Here is a 21,510-nt window from a genome sequence, read left to right on the forward strand (position 1 = left end):
TAATTATTTTGCCAACTTGTCTTTTTCTTCTTGATATTGTTCATCTTGAAGCGGTACGAAACCAACTTCGCCAGCAAGACTAGCGGCATTATCAAGGTAGAAGTTCATGAATGCATTCACTTCCGGACGCTCAAGCTCCTTATCGTTTACATAGAGCAGCAGCGGACGGGACAATGGAGCATAACTGTTATCCTTGATCGTTTCCATGCTTGGAGCTACTGTAGCCGTACCATTATCGATCGGAACCAGCTTCAATTTGTCTTGGTTCTCTTCATAGAAGGAGAATCCGAAGTATCCGATGGAGTTCTTGTCGCCAGCAACCCCTTGTACGACTGCATTTGTATCGGCACTGAACGTGATTTGGCTATCGTTTCTGCTTGCTTGAGCTTCACCGTTAATCGCTTCTGTGAAGTAGTCGAATGTTCCGTGGTCTGTACCAGGAGAGTAAATTTTGATTTCCTCTGCCGGCCATCCTTCGCGAACGTCAGCCCATGTTTTTACAGTGCTGTTCGGCTCGTAAATTTTCTTCAGCTCATCTACCGTTAATTTATCTACGAATTCATTGCTCGGGTTAACAACAACGGATAGTCCGTCATAAGCTACCAGAACCTCATGATAGGTAATGCCCTTGGATTTTGCTTCTTCAGCTTCACTGTCTTTAATTGGACGGGATGCATTGGAAATTGGAATCTCTCCATTATTGAAGCGTTTGAAACCGCCACCTGTTCCGCCTGTTCCAATCGGAATGCGGACATCCGGGTTCGCTGCGCCGAACTCTTCAGCGATGGCTTCAGTTAATGGATGCAATGTACTGGAACCGTCAATTTCAATCGTTCCCGACAAAGCTGTTGTTGTGCTTCCTTCATTTTGCTGTGCTGAACCGTTGTCTGTATTTTCTCCTGAAGCACCGCCGGAAGTTGTTCCTCCGCCGCATGCCGCCAAAAGCGTGCTCAGCATTAACACCAGTACGAGAATACCTGCTGGTTTACGACCCCTTCTTTTAAACAAACGAATCCACTCCTTCAAAATGGTTGTTGTCTCTACTTCCTACTTACAATATTGATATTAATCCCGGAATGTAATAGCAGTTTCTGAGAAATGTAAACGCAGTGTAAAATATTTTAATCATAGTAGAGTTATAGTTTCGACCTATCTTCCATGATCGAAGCTTCATCGGTGTTCATTCCGGCAAGCTCATCCTTCACCCGCTTCACACGCTTCACGGTTTCCTCGGCCAGTTGATAAACCTGATTACCGGACTTCTGAACCTCTTGAACGGCATTGTCCATTTCATTAAACATTTGGGCACCTTCCGTTACATACCCCTCGCAGGATTGGATTTCCTTCAGCGACGATACAGCCCCCTTGGCTGTATCTGCTGCCAGCCCCTGGATTTGCTCGAGCAGCTGCGATATATCCCCTGACAGCTTACGCGTTTGTTTTGCTAGCGATTGTACCTCTGCCGCAACCACTTGAAATCCACGCCCATGCTCTCCGGCATGCGCTGCTTCAATCGAGGCATTCATGGCCAGCAGACTGCTTTGGTTCGCAAGCTCGGTAATCATGCCGGTGATGGAAAATATGCGGCTGGCATCGGCTGCGAGCTCGGAGGCCTGGCCTTCACGCTTCGTCATATCCTCTACAAGACCAAGGTACGAGGTTCGGACAAGATCCAGTTTCTCCTTCCCGGTTTGTGACCACTCCCTCATCCGTATACATTCCGAGTTTGTTCTCGCTGCTGCCGTTCGGACCTCGGTTAAAGAGGATTGAATGTTCCGGGTATGCCGGTAGCTTTCCTGCAGGATCAGTTCCCGCTTCTCTTCCGCTTCCGCTTGGAGCATACTGGACAGGCTCATCAGATCCCTGACGGTAAGCACGCCTAGCAGTCGTCCTTCATCCGTGATCAGGACACAATCATAAAATTTGGAATCCGGGCGCTGCAGGGACAATTCCAGCAACGTTCCGACCTTCTCGAATATATCGACACGCGTCGGTTGATGGTCCGCAAACTGGTAGGCGGGCTTGGAATAATACAGGTCCACGGCAAACCTGCCCATCATTCGCTGGTAAAACACATCCCGCATAATCAGTCCTGCTGGTGTATCTGCCTCATCGCAATAAATAACACACGGGATACGCTGATCCTTCGCAAACACATTCAGCACATCGAGGCAGGATTCAGATTTTGTTATAACAGGGACCCTTCTTATGTATTGCCGATATAATGCGCCTGCTTCAGGCTCGTTTGCTGCATGTCCATCAAGTACCGGCTCTACCTCCACCTTCATTCTCTCTGTCTGATTCGGTATGGTTTGAAGCAGTGTCATGCGCCTTCACCCCTTCTTCATCTGGTCCTTTAGACGCATCTTACCGGACAAGTATTATGGGAATATACTCGAATGATTAAGGGAGTGTAAACTGCGGAAGGATAATGGCGCGGAAATGAGACATTAGACATGTCAGGATCTGACCAAAGGCCCAAAAAAAAGACTCCTCATCATTTCAAACGGAATGATGGGAGCCTTTTTTCGGATTCACTACAAGTTTATAACCAACCCCGCGAATGGAGTCAATGTGTACAGATTCAGGATCAAGCTCAAGCTTCTTGCGCAGGGAACTCACATGAACGTCCACGGTTCGCTGACCGCCGATATAATCGAAACCCCAGACCACGTTCATCAGATCATCCCTCGTTAACACAACGCCCGGTTTTTTGGCCAGGTAGAGCAGCACCTCAAATTCTTTCGGCCGGAGATTAATGCTCTGACCGCCAAGCCGGACCTCGTATTTCTCAGGATAGATTTCCAATTCTCCAAGCGAAATGACGTTTCCCTGGTGGTCTGTCGTCTTTGCTTCATCGGCGTGACCGGAAACCCGGCGCATGACGGCTGATACACGGGCCAGCAGCTCAGATACGCCAAATGGCTTGGTAATATAGTCATCCGCCCCCATCTTCAGACCTTGAACAACTTCCTCTTCGGCGTTCTTCGCGGTCAGAATAATGATCGGCGTGGTAATTCCGTTACTTCGAAGCTTCTCTAAAATCTGAAAGCCGTTCATGCCAGGCAGCATGACATCCAGCAGGATCAGATCATATTCATGATTCGACGCTTTCTCGTAACCTGCGGTACCGTGTTCCTCTACCTCGACTTGAAAACCTTCCTGCGTCAGATTGTAGGACAACAGCCGCGAAAGTGTCGGCTCATCTTCAATAACAAGCATGCGTTGCGTCAATGTTACCCCCGCCCTTATCTTGATAATTGGACTGCTTATGCAAGTATATCAACAGAATGTTAACGGAGTGTTAACTTCCTGTATCGTGCGTTTCCTGCAGGATCGGAAGCTCAATGATGAAGGAGCTGCCGATTCCCAGCTCGCTCTCCACCTTAATCGTTCCGTGATGAAGATCCACCAGATGCTTCACGATCGACAGTCCAAGCCCCGTTCCGCCTGATCCTCGCGAACGCGCTTTATCCACCCGATAGAAACGTTCAAATATACGGGGAAGATCTTTCTTCGGAATGCCAATCCCGGAATCCTTAACAAGGAACTCCACAATATCCTCGGCGTTCCTGTTACTATGCTTTTCACGAGCCGTTAATTTTACTCGTCCGCCTTCTTGCGTGTAATTGATCGCATTCGAGAGCAGATTCATAAAAATCTGGCGGAGCTTGTCCTCGTCCCCCTCCATAAACAGCTCTTCCGGAATGTCAAGCTCCAGGCTGATCCGCTTCTTCTCCGCCACCGTGCGCATCATTTCGGATATTGTATCAAAGAAGGCCGACAAATGAATCGGCGAGTAATCCATCTGAATCCGCTTGGATTCGATTTTGGACAGCTCCAGAATGTCACCGATCAGCCGGTTTAGCCGTTCGGATTCGTCATAAATAATCTGGAGGAAGGAGCGCGATGTCTTCTCATCGGTCACCCCGCCGCCAAGCAGCGTTTCGGCAAACCCTTTCACCGCAGCGAGCGGAGTCTTCAGCTCGTGAGATACATTGGCCACGAATTCGCTCCGCATGCGTTCAAGTCTGCGGATATCACTTACATCCTGCAGCAGGAACAGCATCCCGCGATAGGACTCCTGCTCTTCCTCCTGCATCATCGCAACCCCATCCAGGCGGATGATCGATTCCACCGGATAATAAATGTTGCGCTCCTCATGGAAGTCCTCCTTGCTCTCAAGGCCTTCCTCCATCAGTTTGGTCAATTCATAATGCTGCTTAAGCTCACGGTACGATTTGCCTGTTATCACTTCAGCATTAATGCCGAGCATTCTCTCGGCAGCACGGTTCACAAGAATGATCTGGCCTGCCCCGCTCACCATGACAATACCGCCTGTCATATTGTTTAGAACGCTTTGCAGCAAATCTTCATTATCCCGTATCGTCCGCAGCTGGGTTTGCAGGCTGTCAGCCATTCCATTAATGGCGTGCGCCAATTGACCGATCTCGTCTTTACGGTGAATCTTTACCCTCGCATCATATTCAAGACGCGATATCCGTCTGGCTACGCGCGTGATTTTCTCAAGCGGCGAGGTCAAGCCCTTGGCGACACGATAACTCACCAAGGCAGCTAGCAGGAACAGCACCAGCAGGCCGATCCCCATCACGGTCCAGCCTTGTTTGACTCCCTGGTCCACTTCCTTGAGACTGACGGACAAGCGGACGAATCCGTCGAAATTCTCTCCGGCCTTGACCGGAAGTGCGACGTACAGCATGTCCTGCCCAAGCGTATCACTCCGACGAATGGTACTCCCGCGCCCCACTTTTACCGCTTGAAGCATCTCTTCACGATAAGCGTGGTTATCCATGGTTAACGGATCACTCTCCGAATCCCCGATAACCTTACCATCCTTCAATATAAAGGTCACTCTCGCATCAGACAGTTCTTCAAGCTGCAAGGATCTTTCGGTATAATACGAAAGAGCATCCGCGCTGTCCGTATCCGGAAACTCCATCATGGTCTGCAGAAGCCGAATCTCCCGGACCATATTGTCCTCCAGCAGCTGAATATGGGACTGCTTGAATACCGTCACCATAGCCAGTCCTGCCGCGAGCATAGATAACCCAATTAAAGTAAGCATAATCAGAGTCAAACGATTGCGATACTGCCTCATGGTCTCTCCTCTTTCTGCCGCGTGATCATTTTGGATAACTTACCGCTCGTGTGCGTCTTCGGTGGAATAACGCATGAATGATGGTTGCCGCCGGCTGCTGGAACATAATGCCCAGCACCACCGGGATGGAAGCCTGGGGTGAGAAATACGTTGTAGCCAACACCATCCCGAGTGATATATTACGCATTCCGGACGCGTATGTAAATGTAATTTGCATTTCCTGTGTCGGTCCGAGCATCGCATAGGAGCCAAAATAGCCAAGCAAATAGCAGATCACAATCAGCGTAACGACAACCGGGATCACTACCAGCATCTCCTCCTTCATGCCTGCTGCATGGGGAGCGATGGCTGCCGCGTTCAGCATCACCACGAGCATAAAAAACAGCTTCGATATGGGCTGGGCTACAGGAGCCGACCAGTCCTTGATCCGTCCTTTGGAACCTTCATACAGCATCACCCCGATCAGAGTGGGCAATACCACCATGGTCAGCAAATCGAGAATCAGCTCAGACGCATTCCATGTAACCAGTGCATCCCCGATAAACATATCCATTAGAGCCGGTACGACTAAGGGACTGAGTATGGTATCCAGCACAACTACCGCCAGGATGAACGGAACGCTGCCGCCGGAGCTTCCGACCCACATCACCGAGGATATCCCCAGGGGAATGATCGCGAACAGCAGCAAGCCAATCGTATAATCCGAGTGCGCACCAAACACGGCCGAGCCCAGTCCATAGGCAAGCACCGGAGCGGCCGCATGGGCTAGAAAGAGCGTTAATATAACAGCAAAGGGGCGCTTCAGAACCCCTTGCAGATGACGGATCCCACAGCCAAGTGCCATCACCAGTGTAATATAACCGAATAGATAAGGAATCCAGTGAACAAAGTCCACCAAAACATCCGAGAGCAGCCAGCCTAGCACCAGCGAGCCTGGAATCAAGAGAAAGGTGTACTTTTCAAACCAAGATGCAAAGGCTAGTCCAAAACTTCTCACCTGTTTCCTCCTATGACTGAATTGACGTATTTAACTTTCATCATAAACCGGAGTGTCCGAAAACCGCAACGAAAATTCGAAATAAGGGCCCCATTCCCGTATTCAACAAAAAAGCATCGACTGGCACATGAGGGCCAATCGATGCTTCTTCAGATGCTCCGGATTAGGAGAACACCGGCTCTTTAAACATGGCCAGCTTCTCTGCCGAATCCTTGCTCACGTCGGCATGCAGGCTGTTTCCGTGCGAATCCATCGTGACGATCGCGGCAAAGCCGTCAACCTCCAAATGCCACATCGCTTCCGGAATGCCAAACTCCATGAAATCCACGCCGTTTACTTTTTTGATGCATCTCGCATAATACTGGGCGGCCCCGCCAATCGCATTCAGATATACGCCGCCATGCTCCTGCAGGGCTTGAAGCGTCTTGGGACCCATGCCGCCCTTTCCGATAACCGCGCGAATGCCGAATTTTTTCAAAATATCGCCCTGGTAAGGTTCTTCTCGAATGCTCGTTGTCGGGCCTGCCGCCTTGACATGCCATCCCTCTTCATCCTGCATCATAACCGGACCGCAGTGATAAATGACGGACCCATTCAGGTCGATAGGGGCCTCGTGATCCATCAGATATTTATGAAGCGCATCCCGTCCGGTATGCATCTCGCCTCGGATCACCACCACATCCCCAACGCGCAGGGAACGAATTTGCTCCTCGCTGATTGGCGTCTGCAGCACCACTTCGCGGCCCTTGGAATCACTTGGACCGGAGTCTTCGCCTTGGGAAACAGCCGTTTCGGAATTGGCGTTCATCTGCACCTGACTGCCTGCTTCATACAGCCATTCCGTGATCTCCCCCGTGTCCGGCTCAACCATTACGCCCTGACGGCGGAACGCCCAGCAATTATAGGCAACCGATACAAAAAAGCTTGCCGGCAGACGGTTCATCGCACCGATTTTGCAGCCGAGCAGCGTGACTTCTCCGCCAAAGCCCATCGTGCCGATCCCGAGTTTATTTGCATTTTCCAATATGTAATCTTCGAGCTTCGCCAAATCTTCATTCGGGTTCACATCTTCGACATGACGGAACAGCTGATGTTTCGCAAGCTCATAACCTGTCGTCCGGTCGCCGCCGATGCCTACGCCGATAAATCCAGCGCTGCAGCCTTGGCCTTGAGCTTGGTACACGGCATGCATGATGCATTTGCGAATCCCGTCCAAATCACGGCCCGCTTTCCCGAGCCCTTCAAGCTCTGCAGGAAGGCTGTACTGAATGTTTTTGTTCTCGCAGCCGCCCCCTTTCAGGATGAGACGGACGTCCACCTTATCCTGCTCCCACTGCTCGAAATGGATGACGGGCGTGCCAGGGCCGAGATTATCCCCGCTGTTAGCGCCAGTCAACGAATCCACCGAGTTTGGACGCAGCTTGCCATCCTTCGTGGCGCGAATCACCGCAGAGTAAATCGCCTTCTTCATCTCGATTTGGTTCGCACCCACAGGTGTATGTACGATGAATGTTGGCATGCCGGTATCCTGGCAGATCGGCGATACTTCCTGCTCGGCCATCTCAATATTTTGAGCGATCGTTGCCAGTGCCAGCCCCGCTCGCGTTGCCGCATCCTCAGACGCTCGGCCGCGGTTGACTGCTCTTCGCACATCCCCGGGCAAATTCGTGGAGGTTTCTACAATCAGTCGATACATACTCTCTTCAAATAATTTCATAACGTTGGTAAACTCCTCTCTTTCATAACCCAGACATGATAGCAAAATAAGAATCATTATAAACTGCCAATATTGTTATCATATCATATCATTTCGCACATGAAAGGGTTTACTTCAAAAAATGAAAGAGTAGAGAAAATGTGTTGATTTTCCCCGTCGCATCAACCATGCCAATCTATGAATCTCACATATATTGGTTAAGGAAAGGAGGTGATTGCTATGATGAAAGCCTCAATCTCCCAAGTGGTCTTTCCAAGGCTTACCCTGTTTAGAAATGAGTTTTTCAGAGGACGCCGATTTGTGGTTCGCGGAAACGTCGGGATCCGGAATCTCGAGAGAACTTTCGGTGACATTGAAAGCTTGAGATTCTTCTCGACAAGCTCCAACGCCACCCTGGTCCTGTTCTCGGAGACGAATTTTAGGGGCGCCTTCAGGGTATTCCGAGGCAACACTAACCTCGCCGATCTTGATGATATTATTCGCGGTGAAGAACCGGAATCCATTATCAGCTCCAACCGTCGTTTGACGCGCGCTCAGATCAGAGCGATCCGGGATGCAGGCGTGCTGCCTTCCGGTTTTAGAAGCATCTGATTCTGCGCAAGCTGCCCCCATATTGAAACAGCGGACATTCGGGCTGAAGTCCCGGATGTCCGCTGTTTTTTTCGTGAAAGGATGACCCTGTTGTTCCCTCAAAGGGCTTTACCCATTAATTACTTCGCCGCCATTCACGTGAATGACTTGTCCACTCACATAGGAAGAGTCCGTTGAGGCCAGATATACATAGGCTGGGGCCAGCTCTTCCGGTTGACCCGGTCGTTTCATCGGCTGGGTCGCCCCAAACTCGGCCACCTGATCCGGCGGGAATGTTGAAGGAATCAGCGGCGTCCAGATCGGTCCCGGGGCAACGGCATTTACCCGGATCCCTTGACCGACCACATTCATTGATAACGAGCGTGCGTGTAAAAGCAACGATGGCCCCCTTCGTCGATGCATAATCCAGCAGCTGCGGGCTTCCCCGGTAAGCCGTGATGGAGGTCGTATTAATAATGGAGCTGCCCTTGGACAGATGCGGCATCGCCGCCTGCGTCAGGTAGAACATACCGAAAATATTCGTACGGAAGGTCCGCTCCAATTGTTCTTTGGTAATATCCTCAATCTTCTTCTGCGGATGCTGTTCGGCTGCGTTGTTAACGAGAATATCGAGTTTACCGAGCTTCTCCACGGTTTCGGTAACCGCATCGCGGCAAAAAGCATCATCACCGACGTCACCGGCGATCAACAGACATTTTCGGCCTTCCTGCTCCACCTGTCGTTTGGTCTCTTCCGCATCCTTATGCTCATTCAGGTACACAATGGATACGTCCGCGCCTTCCTTGGCGTAGTAGACCGCAACCGCACGGCCGATCCCGCTGTCGCCTCCGGTAATCAGCGCTACCTTTCCTTTTAGCTTACCGGCTGCTTTGTATTCGTTACTCTCAAACTCCGGCTTCGGGTGCATCTCCGATTCGGTTCCGGGTCTGTGATCCTGATGCTGGGGCGGCAAGGTTTGTTTCGGTTGATCTTGTGGCATATGAACATTTCTCCTTTCAGGTCAGTATCTCAAACTACCTCTCATAGGATGCGTTCGACGCGGCTTCTTATTCTCATAAAAAGCCCTTCGCTATTGTTTTTACCCAGATTGTACGAGATCAAACGAAAGTAAAGCTCTTTTTGCCCAACAAAAAAAGTCCCAAAAACGAGGCCTTGCTCCGAGGAACGTTCAGATCCTTGGCAAGCCCCCGGTCATTTAACAATTCTAAATGTCAAAAAAAAGCCGCCCGATAAACGGAACGACTTCTCTTTCGTATGTAGCTATTCTTAGATGATATGGTTGAATACCATGAAGAAGATCATAACCAAGAGCAGCAAGGCAAGAAGTGCGCTAAGCGTACCCAGCTTGCTTGTTTCTTCCTTCACTTCACGCTTCTCGCGGATCCCTGCAAGCGCATTCTTCAATGGCTTGCTCATGATGCCTCCAATAGCAAACATCGCCAGCAGCAATAACGTTACAATGATCATCCAAGGAACCGAATACTCGCCTTGGGACATCATGTATCCGCCAGTCAATAACTGAATAACCAAGCCGTACTGAGCAAAACGGTTCGCTACTCGAATCGTATTAACGGCTCCTTCTTGAGCGCCGAGGGACAGCTTCTGAATACCGCCAACAACAAACGGCAGAATCAAGTAAAATCCTAGCGCCGCCGTACCGACCATATGCAGAAAAAATGTCACGTTCCACATAAATAATTCCTCCAAAGTCGTTAGTGTGATTTTTATTACATTAAGTTCATCGTCTCTTATTATACTGGAGAGATCATCCAAAGAAAAGCAATCCCGCCCCGAATCACGGGACGGGATTGCATTTTTAGACGATTTTGTGAATCCTGATTCAATTACAGGGTCACGACCGAGGTTACATTACGTACGGATTCCGCAGACTTATCGAGCGCCGCTTTCTCTTCAGCCGTCAGCTCAAGCTCGAAAATTCGCTCAATGCCGTCTCCGCCAAGAATGGCCGGTACGCCCATGAACAGATTGTCATAACCGTACTCACCCTCCAGAAGAGCAATAACCGGAATGATCCGTTTTTTGTCCTTCAGAATCGCTTCCGTCATTTGTACGAGGGAAGCAGCCGGCGCATAGTATGCGCTGCCGTTACCCAGCAGGTTCACGATTTCGCCGCCGCCAACCCGGGTACGCTGCACAATCGCTTCAATGCGCTCAGCCGGAATCAGCGTGTCGATCGGAATGCCACCCACGCTGGAGTAGCGAACGAGCGGAACCATGTCGTCGCCATGACCGCCAAGTACGAATCCGCGGACATCCTCAACGGATACGTTCAGCTCTTGCGCGATAAAGGTGCAATAGCGGGCCGTATCCAGCACGCCGGATTGGCCGATAACGCGGTTCTTGGGAAATCCGAGCGTGTTGTATGCCACATAGGTCATGGCATCCACCGGGTTGCTCAGAATGATGACCGTGGCGTTCGGTGCGTGACTCTTCACATTCTCGCATACGGATTTCACGATCCCTGCATTGGTATTCACGAGGTCATCGCGGCTCATGCCCGGCTTGCGGGCTACACCTGCTGTAATGATTACGATATCGGAATTAGCTGCATCTTCATAGTTGGATGTACCGACTATGTTGCTGTCAAATCCTTGAACGGGACTTGCTTCGAGCATATCCAGCGCTTTACCTTTTGTCGGGTTCTCGAGCTGTGGGATATCCAGCAGCACCACATCACCCAATTCTTTTTGAGCAAGCATCAGGGCGGTAGTCGCACCTGTGAAGCCAGCACCTACTACCGTAATCTTTTTACGAGTAATTGCCACGATGAATCTCCTCCTTACAGGTTTTTAATGATTTCGTCTGCGAACTCGGAGCATTTCACTTCCGTAGCGCCTTCCATCAGGCGGGCGAAGTCATACGTTACGGTTTTGTTGTTGATGGACGTTTCCATGCCTTTGTAGATCAGGTCAGCCGCTTCCTGCCATCCGAGGTGCTCAAGCAGCATGACGCCGGAGAGGATAACGGAACCAGGGTTTACTACGTCTTTGTCTGCATATTTCGGAGCCGTACCGTGAGTCGCTTCGAAAATTGCATGTCCTGTTACATAGTTGATGTTAGCGCCCGGAGCGATACCGATACCGCCAACTTGTGCAGCCAGCGCGTCAGACAGGTAGTCCCCGTTCAGGTTCAACGTCGCAATGACATCAAAGTCGGTTGGACGAGTCAGAACTTGCTGCAGCGCGATGTCGGCAATCGCATCTTTAACGATGATTTTGCCAGCTTCTTCAGCCGCTTTTTGAGCCGCATTAGCTGCATCTACGCCGTCTTTCTCCTTGATGATATCGTATTGTGCCCAAGTGAACACTTTATCGCCGAATTCAGCTTCAGCCACTTCGTAACCCCAGTTTTTGAAGGCACCTTCTGTAAATTTCATGATGTTGCCTTTGTGAACCAGTGTCACGGATTTGCGGCCATGCTTGATCGCATACTCAACCGCTGCACGTACAAGACGCTTGGAACCTTCGGAGGATACAGGCTTAATCCCGATACCGGACGTTTCAGGGAAGCGGATTTTGTTGGCGCCCATTTCGTCTTGAAGGAACTTGATCATTTTCTTCACTTCTTCGGAGCCTTCTTTGTACTCAATACCTGCGTAGATGTCTTCCGTGTTCTCACGGAAAATAACCATGTCAACCAGCTCAGGGCGTTTTACCGGAGACGGTACGCCGTTGAAGTAACGAACAGGGCGCAGGCAAGTGTACAGGTCCAGCTCTTGGCGAAGGGCAACGTTCAGGGAACGGATACCGCCGCCGATTGGCGTTGTAAGTGGTCCTTTGATAGCAACGATGTACTCGCGAATCGCTTCAAGCGTATCGTTCGGGAGCCATTCACCGTATGTATTGTATGCCTTCTCACCGGCAAATACTTCATACCAGGCAATTTTCTTGGAACCGTTATATGCTTTTTCTACTGCTGCATCCAGGACGCGCTTGGAAGCTTTCCAGATGTCACGGCCTGTGCCGTCGCCTTCAATAAAAGGAATGACAGGGTTGTTAGGCACCTGCAGGGTTCCGTTATCAATCGTGATTTTCTCGCCTTCAGTTGGTAATGCGAATTTTTCCAATTTCATGAGTATGAGTTCCTCCTTCGAATATGGTTCTTGTCTCTAGCCATTTCCAAAATACTCGCGTGAATAGGCACAGAGAAACCCGCCACCCGCGATTCACTCACGTTTGAGCGGTTCTCTAGCCTATTGTACATGATTGCCAGCCACTTAGCGAAGTTCTATCGGCACATATTTTTGGTCGGTCATCCCTGTGTACTCTGCGCGCGGGCGGATGATACGGTTGCCTTCATACTGCTCAAGAATATGCGCGGTCCATCCGGATACACGGCTGATGGCAAAAATCGGCGTAAACAGTTCATGCTCGATGCCGAGCTGCGTATAAACCGATGCGGAATAGAAATCAACGTTCGGCTTCAGCCCTTTTTGGTTGGTAACCGTTTCGTCGATCAGCACCGACATGTCGTACAGCGTGGTGTCGCCTTTCATTTCACCAAGCTCGCGCGACATTTTTTGGAGATGCTTCGCGCGCGGATCGCCGTTTTTGTATACGCGGTGTCCAAAGCCCATTATTTTTTCACGGTTGTCCAGCTTCTCCTGAATGTAAGCCTGGGCCCGATCGATCGAACCGACTTCGTTCAGCATCTTCATGACGGCTTCATTCGCGCCGCCGTGCAGAGGACCTTTAAGCGCGCCAATAGCGGAAGTAACACCGGAATATATGTCGGACAGCGTGGCTACGGTTACACGAGCAGCAAACGTGGATGCGTTAAGCTCGTGATCCGCGTGCAATACCAGTGCCTGGTCCAGAGCCTTGATTGAAGTCTGATCAGGATCTTCGCCTCTGAGCATATACAGGAAATTCTCCGCGATGGAGACGCCGGCTTTCGGAGCCACCGGCTCTTTGCCCTGACGAACACGGGCGATGGCAGCAATAATCGTTGGAAGCTGAGCTTGAAGTTTAACCGCTTTCTTCTCATTCGATTCACGGCTCATATCGTCGCCTTCGGCGTCATACAGAGCAAGCGCGGATACAGCCGAGCGAAGCGCAGCCATCGTATTGGTATCCTTCGGATACAATTTGATCTGCTGGATAAGCTCATCCGGAATGGCAGCATAGTCGCTCAAATCTTGTTGAAGGGCCTTAAGCTCTTCGGCATTTGGAAGCTTTCCGAACCAGAGCAGATAGGCTACCTCTTCAAAACTTGCATGTTCTGCGAGATCGTCAATATCATATCCACGGTAAGTCAGAACGCCATCGACGATCGAACTAATCGCGGAGGTGGTAGCTACAATGCCTTCCAAACCCTTGGTAGCTGTCATGCAACATCTCTCCTTTATGATCGGGATAAACTGAACTATTTTGACATTCATGAAAACATTTTCATGAAGTCGGATAAAAAAGAAAAACGCGAAAAAAATTGCTATGGTCCTAGTCACAAACCTTCTCATATCATACTGGATTTTGTCTGATATGTGAACATGAGCAGCGACATTCGCCGCATCAAATTGTTTTATCGACACCATAAACATTTTTTTGAAATCACTTACAATTCCATTATACCTGTGATAATTCTCATTGTCGAATCATGAAGACAAGCCTTTTCCAACTCTTTATCCTTATATTGAATCTCCTTGCATACGTATAGGAATGAGCGTTTCTGCTCGTCCCTGAAGTGCTGCAAAGGAGTGTGATGGTTTGGAACGATTAATGCTCAAGCGTTTTGGCCGGGGAGTGTGGGTGCTGTCTTCCATCTTCGTGATCGCCTATTTGATATATGTACTGCTGCCGCTGCTTTACCCCTTCCTCCTGGCCTGGATCATCGCTTATGCCATGAATCCTTGCGTCCGCCTGCTTCAGCGGAGTTTGAAGCTGCCGCGGTGGCTCGCTGTCATGTTGTCCCTGCTGCTGTATTTCGGAGCGGCTTTGCTGATTCTCACGGCGGCTGTCACGAGACTGGTCAAGGAGCTTATTATCCTGTCCCAGTCCTTCAATCTTCATATTGATGCCTGGATGGAATGGCTGACCGCATGGACCCAGAATGATAGCTTCCAGAATATCATCAATGAAATTAGCCGGTTCTATCAGAACAACCCGAATTATCACGATACCATCAATCAGAACATTACCCGCACGACGCAAACGATTGGCACGGCCGTGACCGACCTCGTTACCGGTATTTTTAACGGAATTCTGCAAATTATTTATTACCTGCCCAACTTGGGCACGATTCTCATTGTGGTTTTACTGTCCACGTTCTTTCTCAGCAACAGCTGGGAGCGCCATAATCGCGAGCTTATCCGCATCCTGCCCGACGTCATTCGCAAACCCATGATCTATATTTTCACGGATCTAAAAAAAGCGTTGTTCGGATTCGCGAGGGCCCAGCTGATTCTGATCTCCATCACGGCCCTGATCGTCATGATCACGCTTTATGCGCTCGGGGTCGATTCCGCCTTCTCCATCGGTCTTCTGATCGGCTTGGTGGATCTCCTCCCCTACTTGGGCGTCGGCATCGTTCTGATCCCCTGGTCGCTGTATGCCTTTATGTCGGGCGACCTGACGCTTGGCATCGGACTAACCGTCCTGTACAGCATCATCCTGATCGTCAGACAGATTATGGAGCCCAAGGTGCTCGCCAGCAGTGTGGGACTGGACCCGCTCGCCGCCCTGCTGGGCATGTTCGTCGGGCTCAAACTGTTCGGCATTCTGGGACTGATTATAGGTCCAGTGTCGCTTGTCATCCTGGATGCCTTTCACCGGGCCCAGGTATTCAAGGACCTAAGGAATTATATTATCGGAGGCAGATTCAGATAGCAGTCGGACGAACTCATGGGAATTGCCGATTCCTGATATTCCTCGTACTCCATAAATCATGACCACCCGTCCAACGGGTGGTTTGCTCTTGGGGTATAACCCCTTGTTGCCAAACTGCGCCTAAAGACGCTAGCCTGACCATAACTCTGTTCAGGCTCATTGTTATTTGTCACTTTCACTTACCAGTTAAACTGGTTTATTTCTTTTTGCCCCTGTTGCTGTTGAATGGATCTTCGTACTCTTTTACACTCAACTTATCCATGGCTTGATCATGTGCCTCTTGTTCACGAATGTACTTCGCTACTGTTGCTTCATTCAAACCTACTGTACTCACATAATATCCTTCTGCCCAAAATTTTCGATTCCCGTATTTATATTTTAGTTGTGCATGCTTCTCGAAGATCATTAACGAACTTTTCCCCTTTAGATATCCCATGAATGATGAGACTGAAATTTTCGGCGGGATAGCCACCAACATATGGACATGATCGGGCATCATGTGGCCTTCTATAATTTCTACTCCTTTGTACTTACATAAGCGTTTGAAAATTTCTATTAAGTCTCTTCTTACTTGATTATAGATCTCTTTCCGTCTATACTTCGGGGTAAATACAATGTGGTATTTGCACATCCACTTTGTGTGAGCTAGGCTGTAGCTCTTGGTTGCCATTTGAGAACATTCCTTTCTTTGAGCCTGAACATCTCAATTTTATTGGAATGGTCTCAGTGGTCAAACCCTCAATCCCTCCACCCGCATAGCGGGTGGTTTTTTGTTTCGCGCGTTTCACGCACTCAACTGGCTAAAGCCATAATAAATAGACCGGCCCATGATGGGCCGGTCTTATGGGTGATCCTGCTTGTATTATCTGCGAAAGATCGTAATCTTGCCGTTTTTCATATTTTTCTTCATCCATTTCAACAGCAATATCCGATACAGCGGGCGAGTCAGCGGAAATATCAGCGTAAATCCGATTATGTCAGTTACAAAGCCCGGCAGAATAAGCAGCACTCCACCCGCAAATATACATAGGCCATCGGCCATGGAAGCACCCGGAACCATGCCTGAGTTCATTCTCTGCTTGGCATCTTCCATCGCTTTGCGACCTTCGAACCTCATCATGGCCACGCCAACCGCAGAGGTCAGCAGTGTCAATAGCAAGGTATTCATGCCGCCCACGCGATCCGCAACAAACTGAAAGCCGAATATTTCAATAGCAGGCACGAAGATCATCGCTGCCAGCAACCATTTGAACATGAAGCTACTCCTTCCTCCCCCAAAGGGTGTCCCTCAATGCATCATACAGCTTTGGCGCGCATTTATCCAGTCGGGCCGGCTTCCACTCTCTATTCAGCCATACATGGCGGGTCGCGCCGGTCGTTAACAAGGCACCGGGAAGCTCGGATTCGGGAGACAGATCCATCGCCTCCAAATCTGCCTGCTCCTGTTCGCTTAACAAACGGACCTCATATTCATAGTGTATTCGAAGCGGGGAGAAAGCAGTCATTCTGGTAAAGACCGTTACAAGATCATCATACCGCGCAGGCTGACGGTACTTGATATCAAGATCAACCACCGGGAGGAGGACACCTTCTTCTTCCATTCCGCGATACGTAAATCCCATTTCACGGATCATTTGGGTACGTCCGATCTCGAACCAGTTTAAATAGTTCGCGTGGTATACGACACCCATTTGATCGCTTTCCTGGTAACGCACCCGAAATGACGTCCAGAACCAGCGGCTTAGTGTCGGTACGGATGGTTTAGGCATCAACATCACCCCTTATCTATGCAAAAAGCAATGGTCGACAGAATCATCGTCCATTGCTTATATGCTGCTATATTCAGAATCCAACGGATTCTTGACGGTTGTATTACTTCTCCTGTGGAATTTGATCCACTTTCAGGAGGTTGGTCGAACCGGAACGGCCCAGTGGCACGCCTGCTGTAATCACAACAAGATCGCCTTCTTTCACGAGACCGGACTTCACGCCGCCTTGCAGCGCGTAATCAAACATCTCGTCCGTAGAAGAAGCCTGTTCGCCTTTAACCGGCGTTACGCCCCAAGTCAGTGCCAAACGTCTCAATGTTCTGTCTTGAGTCGTGACGGCGACGATAGGAGCCTCTGGACGGTATTTGGATACCATGCGAGCCGTTTGACCGGATTCCGTGGACGAAATGATGGCTTTGGCATTCAGGTCAAGTGCCGAGATCGCAACGGATTGGCTGATTGCTTCGGTAACGCTGGTATCTTGAGCAATGCGCTGCTTCAAGAACATTTCACGGTAATTCAGCGCGGATTCCGCTTTCTCAGCGATACGGGACATAGTCAATACGGATTCTACAGGGTATTTACCTGCAGCCGTTTCGCCGGACAGCATGATCGCATCGGTACCGTCAAAAATCGCATTGGCAACGTCACTTGCTTCCGCACGGGTAGGACGTGGGTTGCGCTGCATGGAATCCAGCATTTGCGTAGCCGTAATAACCGGTTTGCCAGCCAGGTTACATTTTTCGATCATGCGTTTTTGAACCAATGGAACTTCCTCTGCCGGAATCTCTACGCCGAGGTCGCCACGGGCTACCATCAAGCCGTCGGATACTTCGAGGATTTCATCCAGGTTGTCAACGCCCTGCTGGTTCTCGATTTTGGAGATGATTTGGATGTGCTCGCCATTATGCTTCTTCAGCAATTCGCGAATTTCAAGCACGTCACTTGCTTTACGAACGAAGGAAGCGGCAATAAAATCGATGCCCTGTTCGATCCCGAAAATGATATCGTTGGCGTCTTTTTCCGTAATGCCTGGGAGAGAAATCGCGACTCCCGGTACGTTTACACCTTTTTTGCTCTTAATGGTTCCGCCATTGACGATGCGGCATCTGATTTCGGTGCCTTGAATCTCCACCACGGTCAGACCGATCAGACCGTCATCGATCAAGATCGTGGATCCGACTTGAACATCTTGCGGCAACTCTTTATAAGTAATGGACAAACGATTCTTATCACCAAGGATTTCCTCGGTAGTAAGGGTGATATATTCATCTTGTACAAGCTCAATCGGTTCCACTTCAAGTTTGCCTGTACGGATTTCCGGTCCTTTGGTGTCAAGCAGGATCGCTACCGTTTTGTTCAACTCTTCGCAAGCTTGGCGGATGTTCTTGATCCGGTTGCCATGCTCCTCGAAGTCGCCGTGAGAGAAGTTCAGACGAGCCACGTTCATGCCGGCCATAATGAGCTTCTTGGTGTTTTCCAACGATTCACTGGAAGGACCGATGGTACATACAATTTTTGTTTTGCGCATTTGGGTTTCCTCCGTTTATTAAAGGGTTCTCTATATCTCTTTTTCCAACAACTAAATCTACTACAAAAAGTCTAATTTGTATAGGAACTTTGTCATATCGTCACATACTCATCAGAACTTTTACATAATCACGTCTTCCTGTTCCGCCTTCGCAAAATCGAATTCGCCGATCTTGCGGAATTTGCGGTACCGGTCTTCCTTCAGCTCGCAGGCATCCATAACGGATAGTTCTTTCAGCTGGCTGATCAGTGCGCTTTGAATCGCGGCGGCCGTCTCTTCATAGTTTCGGTGCGCACCGCCCTTAGGCTCCGGTATAATTTCCTCAATGACTTCCATCTCGAGCAGGTCCTTAGCAGTGATCTTCATGGCTTCCGCAGCCTGATCCGCTTTAGATGCGTCCTTCCACAGAATGGATGCGGCGCCGTTCGGTGAAATGGCAGAGTAGATAGCATGCTCAAGCATCAGGACACGATTGCCTACAGCCATCGCAAGAGCACCGCCGCTTCCACCTTCGCCGATGACCACACAAACAATAGGCACCCCAAGTGACGACATTTCCCGTAGATTACGAGCAATCGCCTCGGACTGACCTCTTTCTTCTGCTGTATTACCCGGATATGCGCCTTTTGTATCAATGAACGTGATAATAGGACGCTTGAACTTGTTCGCCTGCTGCATAAGCCGCAGGGCTTTACGGAAGCCTTCCGGATGCGGACTTCCGAAGAAACGCGCAATATTGTCTTTCGTATCCTTACCGCGCTGCTGACCGACCACCGTGACGGGAACACCGTCAAGTTTGGCCAAGCCGCCGACAACGGCAAGATCGTCCCCGTAGAGACGATCTCCATGCAGCTCGATAAAATCCGTAAAGATCAGCTGGATCAAATCAAGCGACGTCGGTCGCTGCTGATGACGGGCCAGATGCATTTTCTGGGAAGGCGAAATCGAAGAATAGATTTCTTCCTCCAAGCGACTATATCGTTCTTCCAGGCGGGCGATTTCATCCGTGAAATCGATCCCTTTTTCCTGTCCGAATTGTTTCAATTCATCGATCTTCTTGCGCATTTCGGCAAGTGGCATTTCAAAAGGCAATTCGCCTGACATCAGAATCCCCCTTTCACGGTATGCATCTCCAGCAGCTTACCAAGCATGGAGCGCATATCTTTCCGATGAATAACCATGTCAAGCTGACCATGCGCCAAGTTGAACTCCGCTGTCTGGAAATCATCCGGCAGCTTCTGGCGAATGGTCTGTTCAATAACGATACGGCCCGCAAAACCGAATACGGCTCCCGGCTCGGCAATATTGATATCGCCAAGCGTCGCAAAGCTGGCGGATACACCGCCGGTCGTCGGATCCGTTATCACTGAAATATAGAGCCCGCCGAGCTCGTTAAACCTGGACAAGGCTGCGCTTGTTTTGGCCATCTGCATCAAACTGAGAATGCTCTCCTGCATCCGGGCGCCGCCGGAGGTGGAGAAAATAATGAGCGGTAAACGCTTGTCCGTCGCAAACTCGATCGCTCGGGTAATTTTTTCCCCGACGACGGAGCCCATGCTTCCCGTGAAGAAATCAAAACTCATGACAGCTACTACAACAGGCTGGCCGAGAATCGACCCTTGACCGGTAATAACCGCATCATGAAGACCGGATTTCATCTTCTGCTGCTCGAGCTTGGCCGCATATCCCGGAAACTTGAGCGGATCCACCGAGATCATATCCGCATCAAACTCTTCAAAGCCTGTCTCATCCAGCGTCATGGCAATCCGTTCTACCGCGTTCAGGCGCATATGATGTCCGCATTCCTGACACACTTTCAGATTCTTCTCAAGCTCTTTGCTGTATTGAATGGTGCCGCACTTAGCACACTTATTCATCAGACCTTCCGGAATTTCCCGTTTCGGGCGTTCGCCTTCCTGAGGCTGCCCTGCTGTCCCAAGTCGTTCCGATGGGATCGTTGCGTATTTCCTTTTTTTCTGAAACAAGTCTTTAAACACAACTACACCTCTCCAGCCGTAAATTTGAATGGCCGCCGCAATAGCACATCGCCGATCCGTACGCTAAGCTTCGCTATGTAACCCAGATGAAACTAGGGGTGCAATATCGAATTCAACACTTCCTGTACTTCCTCAAGCTCTCCGGAGGGTACCAAAATCTCAAACTGCTGTTTGGAAAGATTCACAGGACGGCTTTGAACCAAAAAACCTTCTTCCGTTAGCCTGGTCTTGATCATTTCCGCCACCTTTGCAGTTGGCGCAATATAGATTACCGTCCACATGCCTTTCAGATCCCCCTAATCTCGTCCCACAGGCATATCCTGAGCCGATATAATGGATAATGATAACATACTTCAGTTTTTACCTCAACAAAGAGAGCAGGGGGCTGAAAGCCAAATCTATACCCTCAGGCAGCCATTCGACACCGCTCGCGCAAATCAGTCAGAACCCGCGGTATAATGCGCCGCATCAGGATTGTTATGCGCGATGCGCGAGGAAGCGGCAGCGGCGATGCCTGCAACGAGATCATCCAGAAACACATGGATCCCGTCCGACTTTTCATTTAATATCTCGATTACACCCATTTTTTCCTTGTCCAGGTAACCGAAACTGGTCAGTCCTATCATGCCATAAATGCTCGTGACGCCAAGCGCCATGGTCTCATCCACTCCGTAAAGCGGTTCGTCTTGCTCCATAATCGATTGCAGCGGCTCCGGCAGCAGCTTCTTCTCGGCCAACTCATCCAGCGCAATGCCTGTATACAGCGTATACTGCACTTCGCGCTTGCCGAGAACGGCCCGGACGCTTTCTTCACACTGCTCGATGGTTAACTTCGGATGATAACGCTGTTGAAGCTTCAACACAATATCCGCGATGGAGCTTACGCTGACTCCTCTGCGGCTGAGCATGCTCTCTGCCAAGTCCATTGACATCACAAATCCCCC

General features: G+C 49.9%; 20 protein-coding genes and 1 pseudogene. 2 read left to right on the plus strand and 19 right to left on the minus strand.

The genetic code is table 11. The annotated features are described in order from the left end of the window. Positions 1–3: 3 nt before the first annotated feature. From MKX98_RS26075 to MKX98_RS26100, 6 genes are all read right to left on the minus strand, one after another. Complete coding sequence (locus tag MKX98_RS26075; RefSeq protein WP_071218079.1) at positions 4–1,008, minus strand: PstS family phosphate ABC transporter substrate-binding protein; 1,005 nt, start codon at positions 1,006–1,008, stop codon at positions 4–6. 128 nt (positions 1,009–1,136) lie between these two features. Continuing rightward, positions 1,137–2,327, minus strand: a complete 1,191-nt coding sequence (locus MKX98_RS26080) for a methyl-accepting chemotaxis protein (protein ID WP_339219305.1) — start codon at positions 2,325–2,327, stop codon at positions 1,137–1,139. A gap of 175 nt (positions 2,328–2,502) precedes the next feature. Further along, positions 2,503–3,234, minus strand: coding sequence for a response regulator transcription factor (locus tag MKX98_RS26085; protein WP_071218077.1), 732 nt, complete (start codon positions 3,232–3,234; stop codon positions 2,503–2,505). 70 nt (positions 3,235–3,304) lie between these two features. Then, positions 3,305–5,119 carry an ATP-binding protein gene (locus MKX98_RS26090; RefSeq protein ID WP_339219308.1) on the minus strand — a complete coding sequence of 605 codons (1,815 nt, stop codon included), beginning with the start codon at positions 5,117–5,119 and terminating at the stop codon, positions 3,305–3,307. A 25-nt stretch (positions 5,120–5,144) separates the two neighbouring features. Then, positions 5,145–6,116, minus strand: a complete 972-nt coding sequence (locus tag MKX98_RS26095; RefSeq protein WP_194544189.1) for a bile acid:sodium symporter — start codon at positions 6,114–6,116, stop codon at positions 5,145–5,147. Between the two features lie 163 nt (positions 6,117–6,279). After that, positions 6,280–7,833: a fumarate hydratase gene (locus MKX98_RS26100; protein WP_339219310.1), complete on the minus strand. Its 1,554-nt coding sequence runs from the start codon at positions 7,831–7,833 to the stop codon at positions 6,280–6,282. Positions 7,834–8,055: 222 nt separating this feature from the next. On the opposite strand from MKX98_RS26100, the gene MKX98_RS26105 reads away from it, so the two are divergent. Continuing rightward, on the plus strand, positions 8,056–8,424 hold the full coding sequence (locus MKX98_RS26105) for a hypothetical protein (RefSeq protein WP_339224585.1): 369 nt from the start codon (positions 8,056–8,058) through the stop codon (positions 8,422–8,424). Between the two features lie 108 nt (positions 8,425–8,532). Here the strand turns inward: MKX98_RS26105 and MKX98_RS26110 are convergent. The 5 genes and pseudogenes from MKX98_RS26110 to citZ form a co-directional block, all read right to left on the minus strand. Next, positions 8,533–9,403, minus strand: a pseudogene (locus MKX98_RS26110) (SDR family oxidoreductase). A gap of 287 nt (positions 9,404–9,690) precedes the next feature. Beyond that, positions 9,691–10,116 carry a hypothetical protein gene (locus tag MKX98_RS26115; RefSeq protein WP_339219312.1) on the minus strand — a complete coding sequence of 142 codons (426 nt, stop codon included), beginning with the start codon at positions 10,114–10,116 and terminating at the stop codon, positions 9,691–9,693. Between the two features lie 152 nt (positions 10,117–10,268). Further along, positions 10,269–11,210: a malate dehydrogenase gene (gene mdh / locus MKX98_RS26120; protein ID WP_113057492.1), complete on the minus strand. Its 942-nt coding sequence runs from the start codon at positions 11,208–11,210 to the stop codon at positions 10,269–10,271. A 14-nt stretch (positions 11,211–11,224) separates the two neighbouring features. Beyond that, a complete protein-coding gene (gene icd / locus MKX98_RS26125; RefSeq protein ID WP_071218070.1) occupies positions 11,225–12,517 on the minus strand; it encodes an NADP-dependent isocitrate dehydrogenase in 1,293 nt (430 codons plus the stop codon). A 144-nt stretch (positions 12,518–12,661) separates the two neighbouring features. Then, positions 12,662–13,774 (minus strand): citrate synthase, encoded by a 1,113-nt coding sequence (citZ, locus tag MKX98_RS26130; RefSeq protein WP_194544193.1) that lies wholly within the window; start codon positions 13,772–13,774, stop codon positions 12,662–12,664. Positions 13,775–14,150: 376 nt separating this feature from the next. Between citZ and ytvI the strand changes: the two genes are divergently transcribed. Continuing rightward, positions 14,151–15,269 carry a sporulation integral membrane protein YtvI gene (gene ytvI, locus MKX98_RS26135; protein WP_339219316.1) on the plus strand — a complete coding sequence of 373 codons (1,119 nt, stop codon included), beginning with the start codon at positions 14,151–14,153 and terminating at the stop codon, positions 15,267–15,269. Between the two features lie 196 nt (positions 15,270–15,465). Here ytvI and tnpA read toward each other — a convergent pair whose 3' ends face one another. The 8 genes from tnpA to MKX98_RS26175 all read right to left on the minus strand — a co-directional run bounded on the left by tnpA (position 15,466) and on the right by MKX98_RS26175 (position 21,498). Continuing rightward, on the minus strand, positions 15,466–15,939 hold the full coding sequence (tnpA, locus tag MKX98_RS26140) for an IS200/IS605 family transposase (RefSeq protein WP_339217207.1): 474 nt from the start codon (positions 15,937–15,939) through the stop codon (positions 15,466–15,468). Between the two features lie 192 nt (positions 15,940–16,131). Beyond that, positions 16,132–16,524: an FxsA family protein gene (locus MKX98_RS26145; RefSeq protein WP_194544195.1), complete on the minus strand. Its 393-nt coding sequence runs from the start codon at positions 16,522–16,524 to the stop codon at positions 16,132–16,134. Positions 16,525–16,528: 4 nt separating this feature from the next. Further along, the gene (locus MKX98_RS26150) at positions 16,529–17,038 is read right to left on the minus strand and encodes a thioesterase family protein (protein ID WP_339219319.1); all 510 of its coding nucleotides are present in this window, start codon (positions 17,036–17,038) and stop codon (positions 16,529–16,531) included. 103 nt (positions 17,039–17,141) lie between these two features. Further along, complete coding sequence (gene pyk / locus MKX98_RS26155; protein WP_071218065.1) at positions 17,142–18,569, minus strand: pyruvate kinase; 1,428 nt, start codon at positions 18,567–18,569, stop codon at positions 17,142–17,144. 120 nt (positions 18,570–18,689) lie between these two features. After that, entirely contained in the window at positions 18,690–19,673 is a 984-nt protein-coding gene (locus tag MKX98_RS26160; protein ID WP_194544197.1) for an acetyl-CoA carboxylase carboxyltransferase subunit alpha, read from the minus strand. After that, a complete protein-coding gene (accD, locus tag MKX98_RS26165; RefSeq protein ID WP_071218063.1) occupies positions 19,673–20,566 on the minus strand; it encodes an acetyl-CoA carboxylase, carboxyltransferase subunit beta in 894 nt (297 codons plus the stop codon). Before accD ends, MKX98_RS26160 begins: the two co-directional genes overlap by 1 nt. A 92-nt stretch (positions 20,567–20,658) precedes the next feature. Next, the gene (locus MKX98_RS26170; protein WP_006212044.1) at positions 20,659–20,847 is read right to left on the minus strand and encodes a hypothetical protein; all 189 of its coding nucleotides are present in this window, start codon (positions 20,845–20,847) and stop codon (positions 20,659–20,661) included. 156 nt (positions 20,848–21,003) lie between these two features. After that, on the minus strand, positions 21,004–21,498 hold the full coding sequence (locus MKX98_RS26175; RefSeq protein ID WP_194544198.1) for a phosphatidylglycerophosphatase A: 495 nt from the start codon (positions 21,496–21,498) through the stop codon (positions 21,004–21,006). Between the last annotated feature and the right edge of the window lie 12 nt (positions 21,499–21,510).

The sequence above is a fragment of the Paenibacillus sp. FSL W7-1332 genome, assembly GCF_037969785.1.
In the GTDB taxonomy this organism is placed as follows: domain Bacteria; phylum Bacillota; class Bacilli; order Paenibacillales; family Paenibacillaceae; genus Paenibacillus_AQ.

Excerpts from the sequence above, each read along its gene's own strand:
- MKX98_RS26080 (WP_339219305.1), bottom strand. The coding sequence starts at position 2,327 with ATGACACTGCTTCAAACCATACCGAATCAGACAGAGAGAATGAAGGTG.
- MKX98_RS26105 (WP_339224585.1), top strand. The coding sequence starts at position 8,056 with ATGAAAGCCTCAATCTCCCAAGTGGTCTTTCCAAGGCTTACCCTGTTT.
- MKX98_RS26175 (WP_194544198.1), bottom strand. The coding sequence starts at position 21,498 with ATGTCAATGGACTTGGCAGAGAGCATGCTCAGCCGCAGAGGAGTCAGC.
- MKX98_RS26145 (WP_194544195.1), bottom strand. The coding sequence starts at position 16,524 with ATGTTCAAATGGTTGCTGGCAGCGATGATCTTCGTGCCTGCTATTGAA.
- MKX98_RS26150 (WP_339219319.1), bottom strand. The coding sequence starts at position 17,038 with ATGCCTAAACCATCCGTACCGACACTAAGCCGCTGGTTCTGGACGTCA.
- MKX98_RS26115 (WP_339219312.1), bottom strand. The coding sequence starts at position 10,116 with ATGTGGAACGTGACATTTTTTCTGCATATGGTCGGTACGGCGGCGCTA.
- tnpA (WP_339217207.1), bottom strand. The coding sequence starts at position 15,939 with ATGGCAACCAAGAGCTACAGCCTAGCTCACACAAAGTGGATGTGCAAA.
- MKX98_RS26090 (WP_339219308.1), bottom strand. The coding sequence starts at position 5,119 with ATGAGGCAGTATCGCAATCGTTTGACTCTGATTATGCTTACTTTAATT.
- MKX98_RS26100 (WP_339219310.1), bottom strand. The coding sequence starts at position 7,833 with ATGAAATTATTTGAAGAGAGTATGTATCGACTGATTGTAGAAACCTCC.
- icd (WP_071218070.1), bottom strand. The coding sequence starts at position 12,517 with ATGAAATTGGAAAAATTCGCATTACCAACTGAAGGCGAGAAAATCACG.
- citZ (WP_194544193.1), bottom strand. The coding sequence starts at position 13,774 with ATGACAGCTACCAAGGGTTTGGAAGGCATTGTAGCTACCACCTCCGCG.
- pyk (WP_071218065.1), bottom strand. The coding sequence starts at position 18,569 with ATGCGCAAAACAAAAATTGTATGTACCATCGGTCCTTCCAGTGAATCG.
- MKX98_RS26170 (WP_006212044.1), bottom strand. The coding sequence starts at position 20,847 with ATGTGGACGGTAATCTATATTGCGCCAACTGCAAAGGTGGCGGAAATG.
- MKX98_RS26160 (WP_194544197.1), bottom strand. The coding sequence starts at position 19,673 with ATGTCAGGCGAATTGCCTTTTGAAATGCCACTTGCCGAAATGCGCAAG.